This window comes from Arthrobacter sp. Dra40, from assembly GCF_059091905.1.
Genome location: NZ_JBNHHB010000083.1, coordinates 1 through 20,920, shown reverse-complemented (window position 1 = coordinate 20,920; position 20,920 = coordinate 1). Strand labels below are relative to the sequence as shown.

Below are 20,920 nucleotides of genomic sequence, written 5' to 3'. Positions count from 1 at the left end.
ATTCGTCGATGGTGATCTTGCGTTCCTGCACGTCCAGACCGCGGTCCTTGGCCAGTTCGATCACCGAGGAGCGGGTCACGCCGTGCAGGATGTGGCCGTTCAGCTCGGGAGTGACCAGGCTGCCGTCCTTGAAAACGAAGAACACGTTCATGCCGCCGAGCTCTTCGATGGCGTTGTCGTTGAACTTGTCCAGGAACAGCACCTGCTGGCAGCCATTGGCTTCGGCCTCCAACTGCGCGGCCAGCGATGCGGCGTAGTTGCCGCCGCACTTGGCCTCGCCGGTGCCGCCTTCACCGGCGCGCGAATAGCGGTCGGACAGCCAGATGGAGACCGGCTTCAGCTCGCCGCCGAAGTAGTTGCCCGCCGGCGAAGCGATCACACGGTAGGACACCTCGTGGGCCGGCCGGACGCCCAAAAAGGCCTCGGTGGCGATCATGAACGGGCGCAGGTACAGCGCTTCGCCGTCGCCGGAGGGCACCCAGGCCTGGTCGGTGGTGACCAGCTGGCGCAGGGACTCGATGAACGTTTCCTCGGGCAGCTCCGGAAGGGCCAGCCGCCGCGCCGAGGTGTTCAGGCGGGCGGCGTTGGCCTCGGCCCGGAACGTCCAGACGGACCCGTCGGCGTGCCGGTAGGCCTTCAGGCCCTCGAAAATCTCCTGGCCGTAGTGCAGCACCGCGGCGGCCGGATCCATCATGATGGGCCCGTACGGCTCGATCCGCGCATTCGACCAGCTGCCCTTGCCGTCGGCGTCGACCTTATAGTCGACGACGGCGGTGTGGTCCGTGAAGTGCTTGCCAAAGCCCGGGTTCGCCAGAATGGCGGCGCGCTCCTCGGCACTCTTCGGACGGTCCGAGAGCTGCTGGGTGAATTCGAGGGTTTCAGTCATGTGTTCCTCCGCGGTGAGGGCACGCCCTTGTGCGTCAAATAAATGGTTTTGGTTAGTAACCGTTAACTACACTACTGCCAAAGCGGCGCTGATGGCATCGCCGATTTGAGCGGTGGTGCGGGCGGCGCTCCCCCGGGCCGCGACGTCGTCCTCCACCGCCTTTTGCACACGGGCGGCGGCATCCGCCAGGCCCAGGTGCTCCAGCAGCAGCGCAACGGACAAGATGGCCGCCGTGGGATCCGCCTTCTGCTGGCCGGCGATGTCCGGGGCAGAGCCATGGACCGGTTCGAACATCGACGGCGCGGTGCGGTCCATGTTGATATTGCCGGATGCCGCCAGCCCGATGCCGCCGGTGATTGCGGCGGCCAGGTCGGTGATGATGTCGCCGAACAGGTTGTCGGTGACGATCACGTCGAAGCGGGCCGGGTCGGTGACCATGAAGATGGTGGCCGCGTCGATGTGCAGGTAGTCGACGGCGACGTCCGGGAACTCGGCCCCAACGGTTTCCACCGTGCGCCGCCACAGGTGCCCGGCGTGGACCAGCACGTTGTGCTTGTGCACCAGGGTCAGCTTCTTGCGGCGGGCGGAGGCCCGGCGGAAGGCATCGCGGACCACACGTTCCACGCCGTGGGCGGTGTTGACCGAGACCTCGGTGGCGATTTCGTGCGGGGTGCCCACGCGGAGGGCGCCCCCGTTGCCCACGTAGGGCCCTTCGGTTCCTTCGCGGACCACGACGAAGTCCACCTCGCCGGGGTTGGCCAGCGGGCTGGGCACGCCGGGCAGCAGCTTGGCCGGGCGCAGATTGACATAGTGGTCCAGCGAGAAGCGCAGCTTGAGGAGCATCTCGCGCTCGATGATGCCGGACGGGATCCGCGTGTCGCCAGGGGCTGCGCCGACCGCGCCGAACAGGATCGCATCATGCTTGCGAAGCTGCTCCAGCGTCTCCTCCGGCAAGGTTTCGCCAGTGGCCAGCCAATGCTCGGCACCCAGCGGATACTCGGTCAGCTCGAAGGTGGCTCCGCCGTCGGCGGTGACCGCCTTGAGAACCTTTACTGCCTCGGCCAGGACCTCGGGCCCAATGCCGTCGCCGGGAATGACTGCCAAAGAGAATGCCTTCAGTGCTGCGCTCATGAAATAAGTCTAGGGAACGAGTCCACATTCTGGGCAAACCGTCCCAAAATGTGAACACCCTGCTGGGTTGCCCAGACGAGCCGACGGTTCACACCTGGGTCGCTCCCGCGGCGTCTACCCAGTCTCAGCCCTGGGCATGACGCGGGCGCCGGGACAGGCAGCATAAAGTCTTTGGTCATGGGCATGCACCACCGAATCTACCGCTGGCTCCAGGCCAACACCGGCAAGGTCGACCTGATCTCGATGCTGGCGGCGTTCGCCATCTTCCCGCTGTCCTATCTCGCCATGGGAACCATGGCACCCTTCATCCTGTCCGCCCTCCTGATCATTCCGCTGGCCTGGCGGCGCACGCGCCCGTGGGAGTCGGGAGCCGCCATGGCGGTTGCCGCGCTGCTCAATGTCGCCCTCCAGTCGGAACCTGTTCCGGCACACGTTTTTGTACTGGTGACGGTGTACTCGCTGGCAGCCTATGGCCCGCGGTGGGCGAGCCTGGGAGGGCTGTTGCTCGCGTTGCTGGGCGGTGCCCTGTACGTGGTGCGCTACATGATCACCGGTCCGCTCACCGCCGGCACCGCGCCGTTCTACCTGCTGGCGCTTGTGGCGATCGATGCCGTGGTGCTGGTCTGCTGGACCTTCGGCGACTTGGTGCGCAACCGCAGGCTCACGGTCCAGGCGCTGGAGGACCGCGCCCGCCGGCTGGAGGTTGAACGGCAGCAGGAGCGGGATCTGGCCGCCGCGGACGAGCGCAGCCACATTGCCCGCGAGATGCATGACATTGTGGCGCATTCGCTCTCCGTGATCATCACCCAGGCCGACGGCGCCCGGTACGCCAGCGCCGGGAACCCCGCCGTGGCAACCGAGACCCTGGCGACCATCGCGGACACCGGCAGGGGTTCGCTGCGCGACATGCGCCGGCTGCTGGGGGTGCTGCGCGCGGACGACGTCGCATCCACCCGGCCGCCGCCTACCTTGGCCGATGTCGAGACCCTGGTGGAGACCGTCCGCCGCTCCGGACTCACCGTGCGGCTGGAGCAAGCCGGCCAGCCCCGGCGGCTGATGCCGGCGGGCGCCGAGTTGACCGCTTACCGGGTGGTGCAGGAAAGCCTGACGAACGTGCTCAAGCACGCCGGTCCCGAGGCCTCCGCCGATGTGCGGCTGCAATGGAACGGCCGCGGCCTGGAACTGCAGATTGACGACGACGGGCGGGGCGCCGCCGCCGATCCCGCCACCGCCGGCAGCCGGCAGGGTTTGGCCGGCATGGCCGAACGGCTGGCGCTTTACGATGGAACCCTGGAGGCCGCCCCCCGCACCGGCGGCGGATTCCGCGTCCGCGCCTTCATCCCCTACACCGAAGCATGAGTCCGGCACCCGGTGGATCAGTCGTGGCCGGGCCCGCGGGGGCGAGGCGCGCCCCGGACGGGCTGATGCCGGAGCGACTAAAAGCAGGATGCGTGCCACGCCTTTCAGCGTGCCCCAAACCCTTAACAGAAAGTTGCCGATGACCGACTCCCCTATCCGCGTTGCCTTGGTGGATGACCAGCAGCTGGTCCGCGGCGGCTTCAAAATGCTGATCAACTCCCAGCCCGACCTTGACGTGGTGGCAGAGGCCGGCGATGGCCGCGAAGCGGTGAGCGTGCTCGCGAAGGTGCGCGCCGACGTCGTACTCATGGATGTGCGCATGCCGGGCATGGACGGGATTGAGGCGACCGCCAGCCTGCTGTCCGCCGCGGCCGCGCAGCCGAACGGCTCGGACCGCGCCGGGCTGAAGGTGGTGGTGCTGACCACGTTCGACCTGGACGAATACGCGCTCGCTGCCATCCAGGCCGGAGCCAGCGGGTTCCTGCTCAAGGATGCGCCGCCGGAGGAGCTGCTCGAGGCCATCCGCACCGTCTACAGGGGCGATGCCGTCATTGCCCCCTCGACCACGCGCCGGCTTCTGGACCACGTGGCGCCGCTGCTGCGTGCCCCCAGCCCCGCGGCGAGCCGGAATCATCAGGCGGTCGGGACGCTCACCGCCCGCGAACGCGAAGTGTTCACGCTCATCGCCCAGGGGCTGTCCAATCCCGAGATTGCCGCGCAGCTGTTCCTGTCCGAAGCGACGGTGAAGACCCACGTCGGGCACATCCTGGCCAAACTCGGCGCCCGCGACCGGGTGCAGGCCGTGCTGATCGCCTATGAAACCGGGGTTGTCACGCCGTAACCCCCCGGCGGTCTCCCGGCCGTCCTGGCGGTTGTCCTACCGGTTGTCCTATCGGTGGTTTTATAGGTGGTCCCTCGGGGCCGGCCGCCTGGTGGCCGGCGGTCCCGTTGGCTGCCCACCCGGTTCACCGCCTGGAAGGCCCATGCAGTTTCGTTGCCGCCGAAGAGCGGCCTGTTCCGGTTCGGGCCGCGGGAAAAGCCGCGGCGAGCATCGACTGCGCGTCCGGCCGGAGCGCGGACAGACCCTTGCCAAAGATTAATAAGCACGCTTAGGTTAAAACGTGAAGGGCCGCAGGGGTTACGCCCAACATGGGTGGCCAGACCCTCCAACGACAACGATCGAAACCAAGGAGAAACCATGCTCGCCCAAGAACAACTCAACGACCTGCTGAGCCGGGGCGGAAACGTCCTCTCTTCCGACGGAGAAAAAATCGGCTCCATCGGGCAGGTCTACGCCGACGACGATAGCGGCCAGCCCACCTGGGTCACGGCCAAGACCGGCTTGTTCGGCTCCTCTGAATCATTCGTCCCGCTCGAAGCCGCCAGCATCCAGGGCAACGACATCCTGGTCCCCTACTCCAAGGAACAGGTCAAAGACGCCCCCAGGGTGGACGTAGACGGCTACCTTGAGCCTGCCGAGGAAGACAGGCTTTACCAGCACTATCAGCTGGGCGGCGGGCGGACTTCCACCGACGCCACGACGGGCCGGGACACCGACTACACGGCCGCGGCCGGCACCCGCACCGGCACCGACCGCCGCGACACCGGGGACGCGCGGGGCACGGTGGGCCATGACACCTCCGGTCCCACGACCGACGACGCGATGACCCGCTCCGAGGAGCGCCTGCATGTTGGCACGGAGCGGCAGGCAACCGGCCGGGCCAGGCTGCGCAAGTACGTCGTGACCGAGAATGTCACCCAAACCGTGCCGGTGCAGCGCGAGGAAGTGCGCATTGAACGCGAACCGATCACCGACGCCAACCGCGGTGACGCCATGTCCGGCCCCGAGCTCAGCGAGGAAGAGCACGAGGTCACCCTTCACGAGGAACGGCCCGTAGTGGAGAAAGAGACCGTTCCCGTGGAACGCGTACGGCTCGAAAAGGACACAATCACCGATCAGGCAACTGTCGACGAGGAAGTCCGCAAGGAACAGATCGAGACCGACGGCACCGACGACACCCGACGTCGTTAGCGGCGGCTTGCCCCTGTCGGGCAGACGCAAGGCCGATAAGAAGGCCCGGGGCGGGGAACACTCCCCCGCCCCGGCCTTCGCTCGTTCCAGGCGCGCCGGCATCCGTCCTACGCCACCGGGTCTGACAAGCCGCGGGCGCGCGCAAGGTGGGGCTCGCCGCGCCGCTTCGTAGAGCTATAGTTTGCCGTCGGCGAAGGAGTCGAAGATTCGTCGGGTCGTGGCATCCATGGGCAGCATGTACTGGCCGTCGGCGCTATAGCCGAATCCGGGCTCCGGAACTGCGCGACCGACCTTGGCCGGCGTGGTCTTGTAGACCCACGCTCCCAGCGTCAGCGCCTGCTCCGCACTCAAATTGGTTTCCACCACCGGATCGGCGGCGGAGAGCAAGTCCACCAGTCCGGCCGGCCCGCTCATCTTGGCCAGTGCAGCGAATCCCAGCAGCAGCACGCCCTGGTGGGCGGAGCGGCCGAAGTCGCCGTTGTTCAGGGTTTTCCGCTCCCGGGCATAGTCCAGCGCGGTTTCGCCGTCCAGTTTGCTCTTGCCCGCCTTGACGTCAAGCACCGGGATTGGGGCGTCGACGGTGACCCCGCCTATTTCATCGACCATTTTTTCGAAGCCCTTGAAGCCGGTGAGGATGTAGCCCTCCACCTTCAGGCCTGTCACGTCCGCCACGACCTTCTGCTGTGCCTTTGGCCCGCCCCGCATCATCGCGGCGTTGATCTTCGCCTGCCCGCCGCCTGGCATGTCCACCCAGAAGTCACGCGGAATGCCCAGGATGCCGCCTCCGCCCTTGCCGTCCACGCCGATCACCTGAAGGGCATCGGCCCGGGCTTCGCGGACCTTCTCGCCCTTGCTCTTCTGCGCGTCGGAACCGATGACCAGGACGTGGCGTTTGCCGCCCAGAACGGTTTTGCCGACGTCGAGCGACGGCCACCAGCCACCCACCGCCGTCCAGGTTCCGTCCTCGTCGACGGCGAGGGTCACGTCGTCGCCGGAGGTCAGGACGGCCATGTCCTGTCCGTTCCATTCGCCGATCGCGGCTTTGACAGTGGTTTTGGCTTCGACCGGGGTCCGGTCGGCGAGCGCACCGGCAGTCATCTTGTTGGCTGCGACGTCGCCGCCCTCGTAGATGGCCCTGGCCAGCTTGGCCAGAGCTGCGGGCATCTTGCCGGTTTCCACAACGGTCGAACTGGGAGTTGGGGTTGCCGAATGCAGCGGACGGGCCTGCTCGTCCTTGGGCGAGCATCCGGTCAGGACAAGCAGGGAGATGAGCGGGAGCGTGGCGAGTCGGGCTAGCTTCATGTCTCCATGTTCCCGCCTGCACGACGGCGGCGCAAAGGTTTCACCTCTTGAGCTGCGGTGCCTGCACGAAGTTGCTCCTTTTCGCGGACAAACCGCGGGGCGAAGTCACCCCTTCGCCTTGAGATCAGCCGCTATGCCGGTCGATCCCGATCACAACAGCCGACCTCGGCTTTCGACCTAGACATTCCCGGTGCCGGCCCGCCGGCCAGACCCGCGCGGGCCCACCGAGGGGGGCTCGCCTGCCGGCGTTTGTCCACCCTGGGTATGAGCGGGCCGGCCGCGAAGACCAGACCGGCGGCGGATCCGGAGCGGGGCGCTGTTTCCCTAGCGTAGGAGTATGACCACAAGAACCGAGCACTCAATGTCCGGCGCTGCCCCGGACCACACCGTCCCGGCGGCCGCGGCGCGCGGCCTGAACAAGACCTACGGCACCGGCGAGACCCGCGTGCACGCGCTGAAAGACGTTGACGCAAGCTTCGAGGCCGGCACCTTCACCGCCATCATGGGCCCGTCCGGGTCCGGCAAATCCACCTTGATGCATTGCCTGGCCGGGCTGGACACCGCCGATTCGGGCACGATCCGCATCGGCGGAACCGAGATCACGTCCCTGAACGACGCCCAGATGACCAAGCTGCGCCGCGAACGCGTGGGCTTCGTGTTCCAGGCATTCAACCTGGTGCCCACACTGACCGCAAAGCAGAACATCACGCTGCCAATCTCGCTGGCCAATGGCGCGGTGGACAACGAGTGGTTCGCCTATGTGACCTCCACGCTGGGCTTGACGGACCGGTTGGCACACCGCCCCCATGAGCTTTCCGGCGGCCAGCAGCAGCGGGTGGCCGTGGCCCGGGCGCTGTTGACCCGACCGGATGTGGTGTTCGGCGACGAGCCCACCGGCAACTTGGACTCCAAAGTCGGCGCCGAGGTGCTCTCGCTGCTGCGCCGGTCCTCCCAGGAGATGGGCCAGTCCATCATCATGGTCACGCACGACCCGGTAGCCGCCTCGTATGCGGACCGCGTGGTGCTGATGAACGACGGCGCCCTGGTCGGCGAGCTGGACCGGCCGGACACCGACACGATCCTGGCCGCCCTGGCCAAGCTGGGGGCCTGAGCCATGCTGCAGGTAGCACGTGCCCAGGTGCGGCAGCACGCACGGCGGTTCATCGCCGTCGGACTGGCCGTGGTGATGGCGGTGGGCTTCCTGACCGCCACGCTGATGGTCAATGCCTCAACGGAAGCCTCCCTGGGCAACAGCATCGGCGCCGGCTTCAGGAATGCCGATCTGGTGGTGGCCGGCGCGCCGGAGCAGCCGCTCGAGGCCGCGGCCGTTGCGGCGGTTTTCGGTGCCGAGGGCGCTGGCGAAGTGTATGCGCAGGAGTCGACGTGGATCGCCTTCGGTTCCCCGGCCGACGCCGGGTACGGCGCGCTGCAGAACACCGCGCCGGCCGGACTTGACAACCTTGACCTGACGGACGGGTCGCTGCCCGGGGACGGTGAAGTGGCCGTGGACGCCGGGACCGCTGACAAGCGGGGCCTAGCGGTCGGCGACACGCTGCAGCTGGCACCTGCTGCCGGAATGGTGGCGGCCGAGGACATCGCCGCTGCCGGCACCGGACTGACTGTTTCCGGCATCGTGAAGCCGTCCACGGATCCGTTCATGATGGGCCAGCCGCAGTTCTTCGCCCCCGGTGCCCTGGTACAGCAGCTGGCCGGCGAGGCAGGGCCGCAGCTGCACAACATTCAGGTCGGCCTGGCCCCGGGAGCAGAGACAGCGGCCGTACAGGACTCGGTGGCCGACGCGCTGGCGCAGGCCGGTTTCGGCGACGCCGTCGTGAACACTGCCGCCGAGCAGACCAAGGCGGTGGTCGCCGGATTCACCGGCGGCAGCGACCAGCTGACAATTGTGCTGCTGGCGTTTGCACTGGTGGCTCTGCTGGTCGCGGCCCTGGTGGTGTCCAACACCTTCGCCGTGCTGATTGCCCAGCGGACCCGCGAGCTGGCGCTGCTGCGCTGCATCGGAGCGGACCGGCGGCAGATCCGTCGCTCCGTGCTGGCCGAGTCGCTGCTGGTCGGCGTCGGCGCCTCCGTGCTGGGCGTACTGGGCGCAGTGGCCCTGATGGCCGGTTTGATCGCCGTCCTGCAGGCACAGCCGGACACCGGGTTCGCAGCACTGGCCGTCCCGCCGACGGCCATCGCCGTCGGGCTGGTGACGGGGACGCTGATGACCGTGCTGGCAGCGCTCGCGCCGGCCCGCGCCGCCACCCGGGTAGCCCCGCTGGCTGCCCTGCGGCCGGCCGACGACGCACGCGCCGGCAACCGCAAAGGCAAGGTCCGGCTCGCGCTCGGCGTCGCGCTCACGGTGGGCGGCGCCGTCGTACTGGCTGTGGGGGCGGTGACGGCGAACCTGCTGATTGCCCTGCCGGGCGGCATGCTCTCCTTCATCGGCCTGCTGCTGTGCGCCACCCTCTTCGTGCCGCCACTGGTCACCGCCGTCGGGGTCCTGGCCAAGCCTGCGGGCGTCCCGGGCCGGCTGGCCGCCATCAACGCGGTGCGCAACCCGGGACGGACCTCGGCCACGGCAACTGCGCTGCTGATCGGCGTCACGCTGGTGGCGATGATGATGACCGGCGCGCAGACCTCCCGGACCGCCTTCGACAACCAGTTGGGTGCGGAGTATCCGGTGGACCTGGCCGTCGGGAACCTGACCCTGGGCGGGGAACCGCTGGACGCCTCTGCCGCCACTACTGTCCTCACCTACGACGGCGTCGCTGCCGCCGGCTTGATCACGAACGGCGGCTTCGCCGACGTGCACGGTCAGCGAACCGGGGTGTACCAGCTCGCGCCGGAGCAGACCGGGCTTCTGCAGGACGCATCGCTGGAGCTGGATCAGGACACCGCGCTGATGCCGCAGGGTTCGGGTCTGGAGACGCTGACCGTGACCGGCAGCCGAGGGTCGAAGGAGCTGACCGTCGTCGAGGCGGACAGCTTCACCCTGCCGCCGCTGATCTCCTCCGCCGTGGCAGCGGAGATCGGTGTGCCGGAACTGCCGGCCGCCGGCTCCGAGGACTACTACTCCGCGCTGCCGCAGTTGTGGGTATCCGTGGACCGGGAGCTGGACACCGCCGCGCTGCTGGAGCTGCGGACCGGGCTCGCCGCGGCACTGGACGTGAACGAGTACCAGGTTTCAGGTGCCGCGGTAGAACGTGCCGCGTTCAACCAGGTGATCGATGTGCTGCTGCTGGTGGTCACCGGGCTGCTGGCCGTGGCGGTGCTGATCGCGCTGGTCGGCGTGGCCAACACGCTCTCGCTCTCGGTGCTGGAGCGTACGCAGGAGTCCTCGCTGCTGCGTGCGCTGGGGCTGACCACGTCGCAGCTGCGCGGGATGCTCGCCCTGGAGGCTGTACTGATCGCCGGCGTCGCCGCGCTGATCGGCTCGGTGCTCGGCGCGGTGTACGGCTGGCTGGGCGCGCAGTCAGCCCTCGGGGCGTTCGCCACGGTGGTGCCGGATGTGCCGTGGCTGCAACTGCTCGCCGTGCTGGCGGTGGCAGTGGTGGCCGGCCTGCTGGCTTCCGTGATGCCGGCCCGCCGCGCCGCCCGCCTCTCCCCCGTGGAAGGCCTGGCCACGGTCTAGCGCGGGCGGCGGTCCAGCGCTGGCGGCGGTCCAGCACGGGCGCCGGTCCCGCCTGGCCCGAACGACCGATCAGCAGGTGCTTTCCCAGTGCCGGGAGGGCACCTGCTGTGTTGCGCCAGGCTTGCTGCCTATTTAGCCCATTCGGTCTGCATCTGCGCAACGGGATGGATGTTCACCATCTTCACGCCCTCCGTCGTGGTGGCGGCGAACTCGTGCCAGGCGTAGGCCGGAATGACGATCACCGTCTCCGCGCCGGCGTGGCCGGACTGGCCGTCGATCCTGAAGTCGATCTCGCCGTCGAGCAGTACGAAGATTTCCTCGTAGGGATGGCGATGGCGTTCGGCCCCGCGGAGTTCACGAAAAAGGATGCGTGCGCACCGTGTTCGTTCCCGTGGAAGACGGCGGCGCCCGTGGCAGGGCGCAGGCTGGCAAGGGACAGGGACTTGTACGTCATCAGGGAGTCCTTCCGCTGCAGGAGTGACCGACACTCTACAAGCTGCACGACCGCAGGCCCAGCGTGGGGCATTTCGGCTGTCTGCTGTCCCGCAGGTGGCCGTGGCGCAGACATCGTCGGAACCGGGTGCTACGTTGACCGGACACCAGCGACTCATGATGCGGACGGAGGCCGGGCATGAGCGGTACCACCACAACGGAAAAGCAACCGGAGTTGAAGCGGGTCATTGGCCCCAAGCTTCTGCTGCTGTTTATCGTGGGCGACATCCTGGGCACGGGCGTTTATGCGCTGACCGGACAAGTGGCCGGCGAGGTGGGTGGAGCAGCATGGGCTCCCCTCCTGCTGGCGTTCGTCGTCGCCACCATCACCGCCTTCTCCTACCTGGAGCTGGTGACCAAGTACCCGCAGGCCGCGGGCGCCGCCCTGTATGCGCACAAGGCATTCGGCGTTCATTTCCTGACGTTCCTGGTGGCGTTCGCGGTGCTCAGTTCCGGCATTACGTCTGCCTCCACCGCCGCCAAGTTCCTGGGTGAAAACTTCATCGCCGGGTTCAAGCTCGACTGGGACCAGTCCGGCGTGACCTGGGTAGCGATCGTCTTCATGGCCGTCCTGGCAGGGATCAACTTCCGCGGCGTCAGCGAGTCGGTGAAGTTTAACGTGGTCCTGACACTCGTGGAGTTCACCGGCCTGCTGATCGTGATTTTCATCGGCTTCTGGGCCATGAGCCAGGGCAACGTCGACTTCAGCCGGGTGATGGTGTTCGAGACCTCGCAGGACAAGGGTGTTTTCCTGGCCATCACCGCCGCTACCTCGCTGGCCTTCTTCTCGTTCGTGGGTTTCGAAGATTCGGTCAACATGGCCGAAGAAACCAAGGACCCGGTCACCACGTTCCCGAAGGTGATGCTGACCGGCTTGGGCATCACCGTGATTGTGTACGTGCTGGTCTCCATCACGGCGGTGGCGATTGTTCCCATCGGCCAGCTGTCTGAGAGTCCCACGCCGCTGCTGGAAGTCGTCTCGGTCGGCGCGCCCGGCCTGCCGGTGGACGTGATCTATCCGTTCCTGTCCATGGTCGCCGTCGCCAACACCGCGCTGATCAACATGCTGATGGCCAGTCGATTGCTCTACGGAATGGCACGCCAGGACGTGCTGCCGCGCTTCCTGGGCAAGGTCCATCCCAACCGCCGCTCACCCTGGGCCTCAATCATCTTCACCACGCTCATCGCGTTCGTCCTGATCTTCGTGGTCACCAACCTGATGGGCGCCGACACGGTCACCGCGCTCGGCGGCACCACCGCTTTGCTGCTGCTGGGAGTCTTCACGGTCGTGAATCTGGCCGTGCTGGTATTGCGCCGCAAGCCGGTCGACCGCAAGCACTTCAAGACTCCGACCGCGCTGCCCTACCTGGGGATGCTGACCTGCCTCTTCCTGGTCGGCCCATGGGCGCAGGATCCCATCGAATACCAGATTGCCGGCCTGATGATCGGCCTCGGCGTGCTGCTCTGGCTGCTCACCTGGCTCTGGAACCGCGGCGCCCGCGGCAAGAAGACCGGATTCCGGCACCCGGAGGAATTGGCTGACTGATTCGTACCCCGACCGGGTAAGGACAGTTGTGAAACAACGACGGCGGAGGCCGGCAAGGTGACGGGCGCCGGCAGGAAGGAAGATATGGCTACTGGCAAACAGCGGACAGGGACACTCAATCAGGAAGACCTGGCTGCCTACTTGGACTACCATTTGGTGGGCTCGGCTGCCGGCGTGCAATTGGTCGACGCGGTCCGCCAAGCGTGGGCGGGAAAGCCGGAGGAGGCGGAGTTCCGGAAACTGCGCGAGGAACTTGCAGCAGAGCGCAAGGAACTGAAGGCCTTGCATCGCAGCTTCGGCTTCCCCCGCAACAAACTCAAGCAGCTCGGCGCCATGGCCGGTGCCCTCGCGAGCAAGGTCAATCCGATGAACCTGTCGCGCGCTTCCCGCGGCGTGGGGGCGCAGATGGAACTGGAATCGCTGCTGTCCGCACTACGAGGCAAGCAGTGCATGTGGCAGGTCCTGACCGTCCTCGCGCCCCGGGACCACCGATTGGACGCCACGCGCTTTCAGGAGCTGGAGGCACATGCCGTTGACCAGCAGAAGCGGGTGGGGCGCATCATGACCTCAAGCGCAGTCCAACGCTTCCTGCCTGAAGACTAGGGCTACTCCGCCGGTTCCTCGTACTTCGGGAAAATCGGCGTAGGCGCCGGCAGGGAAGTGCCCGGCACCAGAGCCTTGCCGATGGCAGCGAAATTGCGGTCGCCGTCGTCGTGCTGGCCCAGCACATCCAGCAGCTTGCCGGCTGCATTGGGCATGACCGGCTGGATCAGGATGGATACGATGCGCAGCACCTCGAGCGTCACGTAAAGCACGGTCTGCATCCGCTCCACATCGGTCTTGCGCAGCACCCAGGGAGCCTGTTCGGCGAAGTACGCGTTGGTGTCACCGAGCAGATTCCAGATGGCTTCCAGCGATCCGTGGAAATCCTGCACCTCGTACGCTGCCCGGGACTTCTCCAGGAGGCGTTCGGCCCGTGCCAGCAGTTCGTGGTCTTCGGGGGCGAGCGTGCCAGGCTGCGGGACCTTGCCGTCGCAGTTCTTGGCCACCATGGACAGCGACCTCTGGGCGAGATTTCCCAGGTTGTTGGCCAGGTCCGCGTTCATCCGGCCGACCACGGCGTCGTGGTTGTAGGACCCGTCGGCGCCGAAGGGCACCTCGCGCAGCAGGAAGAAGCGCACCTGGTCCAGGCCGTACTGCGCCACCCAGTCGGCGGGAGCCACCACGTTGCCCAAAGACTTGGACATCTTGACGCCGTTGTTGTGCAGGAATCCGTGGATCATCACGCGCTTGGGCAGCTCCAGCCCGGCGGACATCAGGAACGCGGGCCAGTAGACGGCGTGGAAGCGGGAGATGTCCTTGCCGATCACATGGACATCGGCGGGCCAGAACTTCTTGAACGACTCAGCTTCCGTGTCCGGGTAGCCGACGCCGGTGAGGTAGTTGGTCAGCGCGTCCACCCACACGTACATGACGTGCTTGTCGTTGCCCGGGACCGGGACGCCCCAGTCGAACGTGGTGCGGGAGATGGACAGGTCCTCCAGGCCGCTCTTGACGAAACTGATGACCTCGTTAAAGCGGCTGCGCGGCGCGCCGAAGTCGGGGTGCTCCTCGTAGAGCTTGAGCAGTTTGTCCTGGTAATTGGAGAGCCGGAAAAAGTAGCTCTCCTCCTCGGTCCAGGTCAGCTCGGTGTCCGTCTGGACGGAGTAGCGCTTGCCGTCTTCCCGCAGCTCGGTCTCATCCTCCGCGTAGTACGCCTCGTCGCGGACGGAGTACCAGCCCTCGTACTTGCCCAGGTAGATGTCCCCGGCCTCCTCCATCTTCTTCCAGATGGCTTGGGACGCCGCGTAGTGGTCCGCGTCGGTGGTGCGGATGAACCGGTCGTAGGAGATCTCCAGCACCTGGTGGGCCGCCTTGTAGGCGGCAGTGTTGCGGTCCACCAGTTCCATGGGCGTGATGCCTTCCTTGGCGGCAGTCTGAGCGATCTTCATGCCGTGCTCGTCGGTGCCCGTCAGGAACATCACGTCGTAGCCGTCCAACCGCTTGAAACGTGCCATCGCATCCGTCGCAATGTACTCGTAGGCATGGCCGATGTGCGGCACGCCGTTGGGGTACGTGATTGCCGTGGTGATGTAGAACGGGGGCTTGGGCTCAGATGCGGTCACTCTATGAAATTACCCTCTGGGTTCGGCGGTTGTCGAAATGCGCAACGCAGCGTGAGGCGGGGGTGGAGTCGGGCGGTGCACCGGGCGGCGTCCGGCAGTGCGCGGAGCTGGTGCCCGGCGGTCCCAGGGGCGCCTGTCCGGCAGTGCGCGGAGCTTGTGCCCGGCGGCGCGCGGAGCTGGTGCCCGGCGGTGCCAGGGGCGCCTGTCCGGCAGTGCGCGGAGCTGGTGCCCTGCGGTGCCAGGGGCGCCTGTCCGGCAGTGCGCGGAGCTGGTGCCCTGCGGTGCCAGGGGCGCCTGTCCGGCAGTGCGCGGAGCTGGTGCCCTGCGGCCCGCGGAGCTGGTGCCCTGCGGCCCGTCCTTCACTGCTGCCCAGGTCGTGCCTTCTGTGCTGCGGTGCACCGTCGTCCCGTTTATCCACAGATGCAGCGCTTGGATCGACGAAGGCGACGGCCTCAGGCAAATTGTTGGCATGACTTCCCCACTGACGCCGGGTCCGGTGGACATCCCGCCTGGCCAACTCAAGACGTTTTCCGAACTGCGTCGGCAAGGTTTCGAAGAAAGCGCCATCAAAGCCGCGCTGCAGGAACGGAAGATCTGCAGAATCCGTCACGGGGTTTACGTTTCCGCCTCGTTTTGGCGCACCCAGCAGACTTGGGAACGCAACATCTGGGTTGTGCGTGCCCATCACCTGACAGCGAGGTCACCGCTGGTCTACAGCCATGTCTCAGCGGCCCGGCTCTGGGGCTTTGACGTTTGGAGCGCGCCGACGGAAATCCATGTAGCCCAGTGGACGCGCCATGGCGACAATTCAGGCGGAGTGGTGCGACACAAGGTCACGATTCCAGATTCCCAATTGGCCGTGAAAGACGGTCTCTGCTTGACGACCAAGGAACGTACAGTCGTTGACTGCGCCAAGCTTCTGCCGTTTGAGCTGGCAACTGTCATTGCCGATTCCGCGCTTGGTGCCGGAGCCGACCCGGAAGGTATTCGGGCCATCATTGAGAATCAGACCGGATTCCGGCACATCAGCAATGCGCGACGCGTGATGGCGGCTGCGAACGGATTGAGCGAGTCTCCCGGTGAAACCAGACTTCGGCTGAAGGTGATCAGCTGGGGTTTCCCGCCGCCTGCCTTGCAACATGAGATCAAAACGACCAGGGGTCGGTATCGGGCGGACTTGGCGTGGCCGGAACTCAAATTGATCTTTGAGTTCGACGGCGACATGAAATACAACGGCCGAGGATCCACGGACTCCGTGCTCCTGGAGGAGCGGAAACGGGAAACGGTGCTCATGGAGAACGGCTGGAACTTCGTCCGCGTCCGCTGGGCGGACCTGGACGACACAACCTTGAGGAGCCGACTGGTCCAGGCCTACAACAAGGCCTTGGCGGCGAGCCGGACTGCGGCCTAGTTGGTAGCAGCCCATCGGGTAACTCCTGATCGCCCATCTTCCCATCATCTTTTTTCCACCGCACCGGGCAGGGTAAATCCTTGAAGGCAGGGTGCATTGACCCTGCCTTCACAGTTTTTCCCTGCCCTCAGGCGGCCGCGGATTAGGGGCGGCAATCCGGTGCCCGAGTCAGGGGCTCCCACCACCGGTGCACCGGACGCCAGCCGCGGCCTTTACACGGCGGAGGGCGCAGGATAGGGGCGGCAATCCGGTGCCCAAGGCAGGGGCTCCCACCACCGGTGCACCGGACGCCAGCCGCGGCCTTTACGCCGGCGGAGGGCGCGGGAGAGGGGCGGCATTCCGGTGCCCGCGGCAGGGGCTACAACCGGCCACCCGGTGCCCACGGCAGGGGCTACAACCGGCCACCCGGTGCCCACGGCAGGGACTACAACCGCTGGACCCGGGCAGCCGCGGCCCTTCAGGCAGGTGGCGCGGAGGAAAATTACGCCGCAGCCGTCGCCGTCGGCGGGCTTAGTTCATCCGGGTGCTGCTGTCGGCAGCCTTGATCAGTTCCTGGTCGTGGGAGGCCACCAGCACGGCGATGCCGTCCTGGGTGGTGTCCTTGAGGATGTGGATGATCTTGTTGGCCTGCTCGCGGTCCAGGTTGGCGGTGGGCTCGTCCACGACCAGGACCTTGGTGCCCAGGATCAGGGCACGGGCAATGGCCACGCGCTGGCGTTCACCGCCGGAGAGCTGGCCGGGACGGTGGCGCATGCGGCGTCCCAGTCCAACCAAGTCCAGCAGGTCCTTGGCCATCTCGGTGCGCTCTTCCACCTTGCCGTCGGGCACGGCCGGCAGCAGGACGTTCTCCAAAGCGCTCATACCGTCGATCAGGGCGCCGCCTTGGTCGACGTATCCGATCAGCGCGCGGCGGCGGTCGGAGATCTGGTCGTCGTCCATGGTGCTGAGGGCATCGCCCTGCCAGAGCACCTCGCCGGACGTGGGCTGCTGCAGGCCCGCGGCCACGGTGAGGATGCTGGTCTTGCCGGAGCCGCTGCGGCCGGCCAGGCAGTGCATGGTGCCGGCTTCCAGGCCCAGATCGAAGTCCTGGGCAATGACCAGCGGCTCGGCACCGCCGTCGTACCGGATGGTGATGCCCTGCAGCTCCACCGGCATGGCGTGGTCGGCGGTGCGCTCCTTGGTGGCGGCGCGGGTCAGGGGTTCTTCAATCATTTCCGGGTCCTTGTCATCAATACAAACCAGACGAGCACAGCCACAATGCCTGCGGCAGCAGCCCACACGGCCGTATGCGGTGCGATAAACAGTGAGGTCACGACGGCGCCGATGATCGCCAACGGCAGCGCGACAGCGGCCGTGATGCCGGCCTCGCCGCGGCGGGCCTGCAGCAGCAGCGTCGGCGTCCAGCCCATGGCGCTCAGGATGGCGAACTGCTCGCGCTTGCGGCGGGCTTCAAACCGGGTGGTCATCAGCGCCAGCAACAGCGCGGTGATGACACCGAGCAGCGCCAGCGCGATGTTCAGGCCGCTGAGCTGCGAGGCCGCCAGCGAACCAAGCGCCGTGCTGCCGGCAGCCCGCGGGATGTCCGCCAGGACCGCCACCAGGGCTCCGGCGGCGGCGCCGAGCACCGCTACGGCCAGCGCGATGGCCACCGTGTTGAACCGGTTGGTGCTCAACTGCCGGGCGGCGAACTGCAGCGGGGTCTTCACCGACGGAACGCCGGCTGCCCCGGACGGTTCGGCCTCAGTCGCCGGGTGCGGCTTTAGCATGGCGGCGGAGATGAAGGCGGCCGCAACGTAGACCACCAGCGCAATCAGCGATACCCAGAGGGTCACCGCACTGCGGCTGATGGCGCTGGCCACGATCGCGACCACCAGCACGGCCACACCGCCCACCAGCAGCTCTTCCAGGAACCAGGAACGGATCCGGCGCCGGTTCCAGCCCATGGCCCGCAGCGTCACCGCTTCGGTCCGGCGGGAGCGGGTGAAGGCCACCGCACTGGCTGCCGTCAGCAGTGCGGCGCCGCCGACGGTCAGGGCCAGCAGCGCTGCGCTGGAGGCACTCAGGGCGCCCTGGACCTCGCCGGCTGCGCCCTGGCGGACCCAGGACTGCTGCACGGTGCCGAGGTCGCTGACCGAGCCGGTGGCGTCCTTGTAGTAGTCGGGCACGTAGATGGACACGTCTTCGCGGGCAGAACCGGCCACCACCTGGGTCTGCAGTCCGAGGTCCTCAATGGCGGCGGCAACGGTGTTGATTTGATCCTCGGCGTCGGCCCAGGAACCCGCGGCATCCACGCGGACGCGCACGGCGTCGATGACCGGTTCCTCGGCGCTGGTGCCGCGGACGGCAGCCAGTCCGGCGAAGTCGGTGATGGCACCGGCGGACTGCACGGACAAGCCGGCGCCGCTGAGGCCCGGCTTCATCACCGTGTCGTCGACATTGTTGCCCTCGGCGTCCTTGGTGATGGTCACCGGCGTCGGGTCGTATCCGCCCAGCGGCAGGTAGTTCACATCGCCGGCCGCCTCGCGCACGGCGGAAGCGTCGAAGGTCCCGTAGACGAAGGGCAAAGGCGTGGCGGATTCGCTGGCGGAGTCCACGGTGGTCCGGTAGGACTGCTCTTCCACCGGTTCGCGCTGGCTCTGGTCCGGTTCGAGCTGCCACTGGAGGGTCTTCTCCGGCAGCTTGTTGACCTGGATCCAGCCTTGCGGCGTGGCGGTCTGCTCGGCGCTGCCGTTGCTGGCGGCGTCACCGTGGACAAACTCCGGGTTGGACATAAAGTCGGTGGTCCACACCGGCGGCTGGTGCAGGCCCGCCACCATCTGGACGCCGCCGGAGCCCAGCAGGTAGTTGTAATCCTCGCCGCCGGGCCAGCGCAGTTGGAACGGCTTGCTGGACGCGAACGGCAGGTAGCCCTCCCCCAGCTCCTTGCTGACGGTGCCGACCTCGGAAACGGTGTTGCCGGCGTCGTCCAATTCTTCGATGGTTACCGAGTAGGTCAGGTCCAGGTCGGTGCCCGACCGGACCACCATCGGGATGACCTGGGATTCCTCGTTCAGCGTGCCGGCTTCCACCGCGTTCTGGTACTGGACGAAGAACGGGCTCCAGAACTTGAACGGGTGCCCGTCGATGGCGGCACCTTCGCCGCCTTCGGAGAACATGCCCATGCCGAACTGCGAGGAGAAATACTGGCCCAGTTCCTGGGCATTGCGGTCGGTGGGTTCCGGGGCCTGCTTCAGCGGGGCCAGGAAGTCGCCGGCCTCGCCGAGCAGCGCCGATTCGGCGGCCGGGTCCACAGCAAGCACGGTCTCGGTGATCTGCGGGAGCATCGGCAACGCGATAGTGGTGTCGAAATCGCCGTGCATGCTGCCGCCGGCCGGATCCGGGAACTTAATACCGGTCTCGCCCTTGGGTGCCACGGTGCGCAGGCTGGTGCCGCCGGGAACCTTCAGTTCCTCCAGCTTCGCCTGGCCGAGGGATCCTTCGGCGGCAGTCTCGAAGAGAACGGTGTCGCTCAGGCCGTCGGAAGTCACTGCCTTGGCGGTAATCCGGTACTTGGTCGGTTCTTCATTGAACACCGAGTCCGGTGCGGGCCATTCTGCCTTCGGGACGGCGTCCTTGATGCCCTGTGCTTTCAGGTACTGCTCGATGTTGGGGTTGTAACCGACATAATCGGTGGCCTTCAGCTGCGGAAACTCAATGTCCTGGACCACTTTGGACACCAGGGAAATCGGTGCGGCGACGGACACGCCATCGATTCCGCGGACCTTTTCCAGATCGGAGGCCGCAATGCCGCCGTTGCCGGTGAGGAAGTCCGGCTGGCGCAGTTCATCCCCGCCAGTGCCGGCTGGCCGCACCAGGATGTCGTACACACCGCGGGTGTTTTCGTCGACCACCCGGGTCAGTGCTGCCTGTGCCCGGCCCTGCACAAAAATGGAAAGAACCATTGCCGCGATCAGGACAGCAACCGTCACCACAAGCGAGCGGCTGCGCATGAAGCGTGATGCAGCGTTGAACCGGATTTCCAAAAAATCACTCCATACGGCAGCAAAAAGGCCAGCGGGCTAATTGACCCGGCATTAAGGTTCTCATGAGGTGCGGGTAGTCGAGGAATCGACCGGCGTGTACGGCGACCGCCCGCCCGGCACCAGGGACGGCGCCGGGTGCGGGCGGGCTTTCCTGCTCAGGGCAGTGTCAGTCCTTCAGGTCCACTTCGCGGGCCACAACGGCGCCGATCTGCTCGCTGAGCCGATCCAGCAGGTTCTGCGGCAGGGCGCTGTCCACGGTCAGCACGGCCAGCGCCTGCTTGCTGTCGTCATTGCGGGCCACCTGCATGCCGGCGATGTTGATGTCCTGCTCGCCCAGCAGCCGGCCGAGCGTGCCGATGACGCCAGGACGGTCCTCGTACAGGAACACGATGACGTGCTCGCTGATCGGCATTTCCACCTCGTAGCCGTTGATGGCGACGATTTTCTGGATCTGCTTGGGCCCGGTCAGCGTTCCGGACACGGAGATCTGCGAACCGTCAGACAGTGCGCCGCGGATGGTGAGGACGTTGCGGTACTCCTCGGACTCGGTGGTGGTGATCAGGCGGGTGTTGATGCCGCGCTGTTCGGCCAGGACCGGGGCATTGACGTAGGAGACCTGCTCCGAGACGACGTCCCTGAAAACGCCCTTGAGCGCGGCCAGTTCCAACGCCTTGACGTCCAGTTCGGCAATTTCACCGGCGACCTCGACGTCGATCTGGGTCACCGAATCATGCGTCAGCGCGGTGAAGATCCGGCCGAGCTTCTCGATCAGCGGGATGCCGGGGCGCACCTCCGGGGCGATCACGCCGCCGGCCACGTTTACGGCGTCGGGCACCAGCTCGCCCGCCAGTGCCAGGCGCACGGATTTGGCCACGGAGATGCCGGCCTTTTCCTGGGCTTCCTCGGTGGAGGCGCCCAGGTGCGGGGTGACCACCACGTTCTC

The 20,920-nt window shown here is 66.8% G+C and carries 16 protein-coding genes; 8 read left to right on the top strand and 8 right to left on the bottom strand.

Annotated features, from left to right (window positions below; translation table 11 throughout):
• Both AC5RWT_RS23060 and AC5RWT_RS23055 read right to left on the bottom strand, forming a co-directional pair.
• Window positions 1-886, bottom strand: an 886-nt coding sequence (locus AC5RWT_RS23060; RefSeq protein ID WP_494082194.1) for a branched-chain amino acid aminotransferase, incomplete at its 3' end; no start/stop codon positions are given.
• Window positions 887-952: 66 nt separating this feature from the next.
• Window positions 953-2,017 (bottom strand): 3-isopropylmalate dehydrogenase, encoded by a 1,065-nt coding sequence (locus AC5RWT_RS23055; RefSeq protein ID WP_494082193.1) that lies wholly within the window; start codon window positions 2,015-2,017, stop codon window positions 953-955.
• Window positions 2,018-2,194: 177 nt separating this feature from the next.
• On the opposite strand from AC5RWT_RS23055, the gene AC5RWT_RS23050 reads away from it, so the two are divergent.
• From AC5RWT_RS23050 to AC5RWT_RS23040, 3 genes are all read left to right on the top strand, one after another.
• Complete coding sequence (locus AC5RWT_RS23050; protein ID WP_494082192.1) at window positions 2,195-3,376, top strand: sensor histidine kinase; 1,182 nt, start codon at window positions 2,195-2,197, stop codon at window positions 3,374-3,376.
• A 139-nt stretch (window positions 3,377-3,515) separates the two neighbouring features.
• Window positions 3,516-4,217, top strand: a complete 702-nt coding sequence (locus AC5RWT_RS23045; RefSeq protein WP_494082191.1) for a response regulator — start codon at window positions 3,516-3,518, stop codon at window positions 4,215-4,217.
• Between the two features lie 357 nt (window positions 4,218-4,574).
• Complete coding sequence (locus AC5RWT_RS23040) at window positions 4,575-5,408, top strand: DUF2382 domain-containing protein (protein ID WP_494082190.1); 834 nt, start codon at window positions 4,575-4,577, stop codon at window positions 5,406-5,408.
• Between the two features lie 174 nt (window positions 5,409-5,582).
• Here the strand turns inward: AC5RWT_RS23040 and AC5RWT_RS23035 are convergent, their stop codons facing one another.
• Window positions 5,583-6,710: an LCP family protein gene (locus AC5RWT_RS23035; RefSeq protein ID WP_494082189.1), complete on the bottom strand. Its 1,128-nt coding sequence runs from the start codon at window positions 6,708-6,710 to the stop codon at window positions 5,583-5,585.
• Between the two features lie 337 nt (window positions 6,711-7,047).
• Between AC5RWT_RS23035 and AC5RWT_RS23030 the strand changes: the two genes are divergently transcribed.
• Window positions 7,048-7,821, top strand: coding sequence for an ABC transporter ATP-binding protein (locus AC5RWT_RS23030; RefSeq protein WP_494082188.1), 774 nt, complete (start codon window positions 7,048-7,050; stop codon window positions 7,819-7,821).
• A gap of 3 nt (window positions 7,822-7,824) precedes the next feature.
• Window positions 7,825-10,341, top strand: coding sequence for an FtsX-like permease family protein (locus AC5RWT_RS23025; protein ID WP_494082187.1), 2,517 nt, complete (start codon window positions 7,825-7,827; stop codon window positions 10,339-10,341).
• A gap of 128 nt (window positions 10,342-10,469) precedes the next feature.
• Here AC5RWT_RS23025 and AC5RWT_RS23020 read toward each other — a convergent pair whose 3' ends face one another.
• On the bottom strand, window positions 10,470-10,829 hold the full coding sequence (locus AC5RWT_RS23020; protein WP_494082186.1) for a cupin domain-containing protein: 360 nt from the start codon (window positions 10,827-10,829) through the stop codon (window positions 10,470-10,472).
• 143 nt (window positions 10,830-10,972) lie between these two features.
• Between AC5RWT_RS23020 and AC5RWT_RS23015 the strand changes: the two genes are divergently transcribed.
• Window positions 10,973-12,379, top strand: coding sequence for an APC family permease (locus tag AC5RWT_RS23015; protein WP_494082185.1), 1,407 nt, complete (start codon window positions 10,973-10,975; stop codon window positions 12,377-12,379).
• Between the two features lie 84 nt (window positions 12,380-12,463).
• Window positions 12,464-12,982 (top strand): hypothetical protein, encoded by a 519-nt coding sequence (locus AC5RWT_RS23010; protein ID WP_494082184.1) that lies wholly within the window; start codon window positions 12,464-12,466, stop codon window positions 12,980-12,982.
• 2 nt (window positions 12,983-12,984) lie between these two features.
• On the opposite strand, the gene metG is transcribed toward AC5RWT_RS23010, so the two are convergent.
• Window positions 12,985-14,544, bottom strand: a complete 1,560-nt coding sequence (gene metG, locus AC5RWT_RS23005; RefSeq protein ID WP_494082183.1) for a methionine--tRNA ligase — start codon at window positions 14,542-14,544, stop codon at window positions 12,985-12,987.
• 469 nt (window positions 14,545-15,013) lie between these two features.
• On the opposite strand from metG, the gene AC5RWT_RS23000 reads away from it, so the two are divergent.
• Complete coding sequence (locus tag AC5RWT_RS23000) at window positions 15,014-15,955, top strand: type IV toxin-antitoxin system AbiEi family antitoxin domain-containing protein (protein ID WP_494082182.1); 942 nt, start codon at window positions 15,014-15,016, stop codon at window positions 15,953-15,955.
• Window positions 15,956-16,465: 510 nt separating this feature from the next.
• On the opposite strand, the gene AC5RWT_RS22995 is transcribed toward AC5RWT_RS23000, so the two are convergent.
• The 3 genes from AC5RWT_RS22995 to AC5RWT_RS22985 all read right to left on the bottom strand — a co-directional run.
• The gene (locus tag AC5RWT_RS22995; protein ID WP_493967924.1) at window positions 16,466-17,167 is read right to left on the bottom strand and encodes an ABC transporter ATP-binding protein; all 702 of its coding nucleotides are present in this window, start codon (window positions 17,165-17,167) and stop codon (window positions 16,466-16,468) included.
• Window positions 17,164-19,977 carry an ABC transporter permease gene (locus AC5RWT_RS22990; protein WP_494082181.1) on the bottom strand — a complete coding sequence of 938 codons (2,814 nt, stop codon included), beginning with the start codon at window positions 19,975-19,977 and terminating at the stop codon, window positions 17,164-17,166. Before AC5RWT_RS22990 ends, AC5RWT_RS22995 begins: the two co-directional genes overlap by 4 nt.
• 166 nt (window positions 19,978-20,143) lie before the next feature.
• On the bottom strand, window positions 20,144-20,920 hold a 777-nt coding region (locus AC5RWT_RS22985; protein ID WP_494082180.1), incomplete at its 5' end, for an ACT domain-containing protein.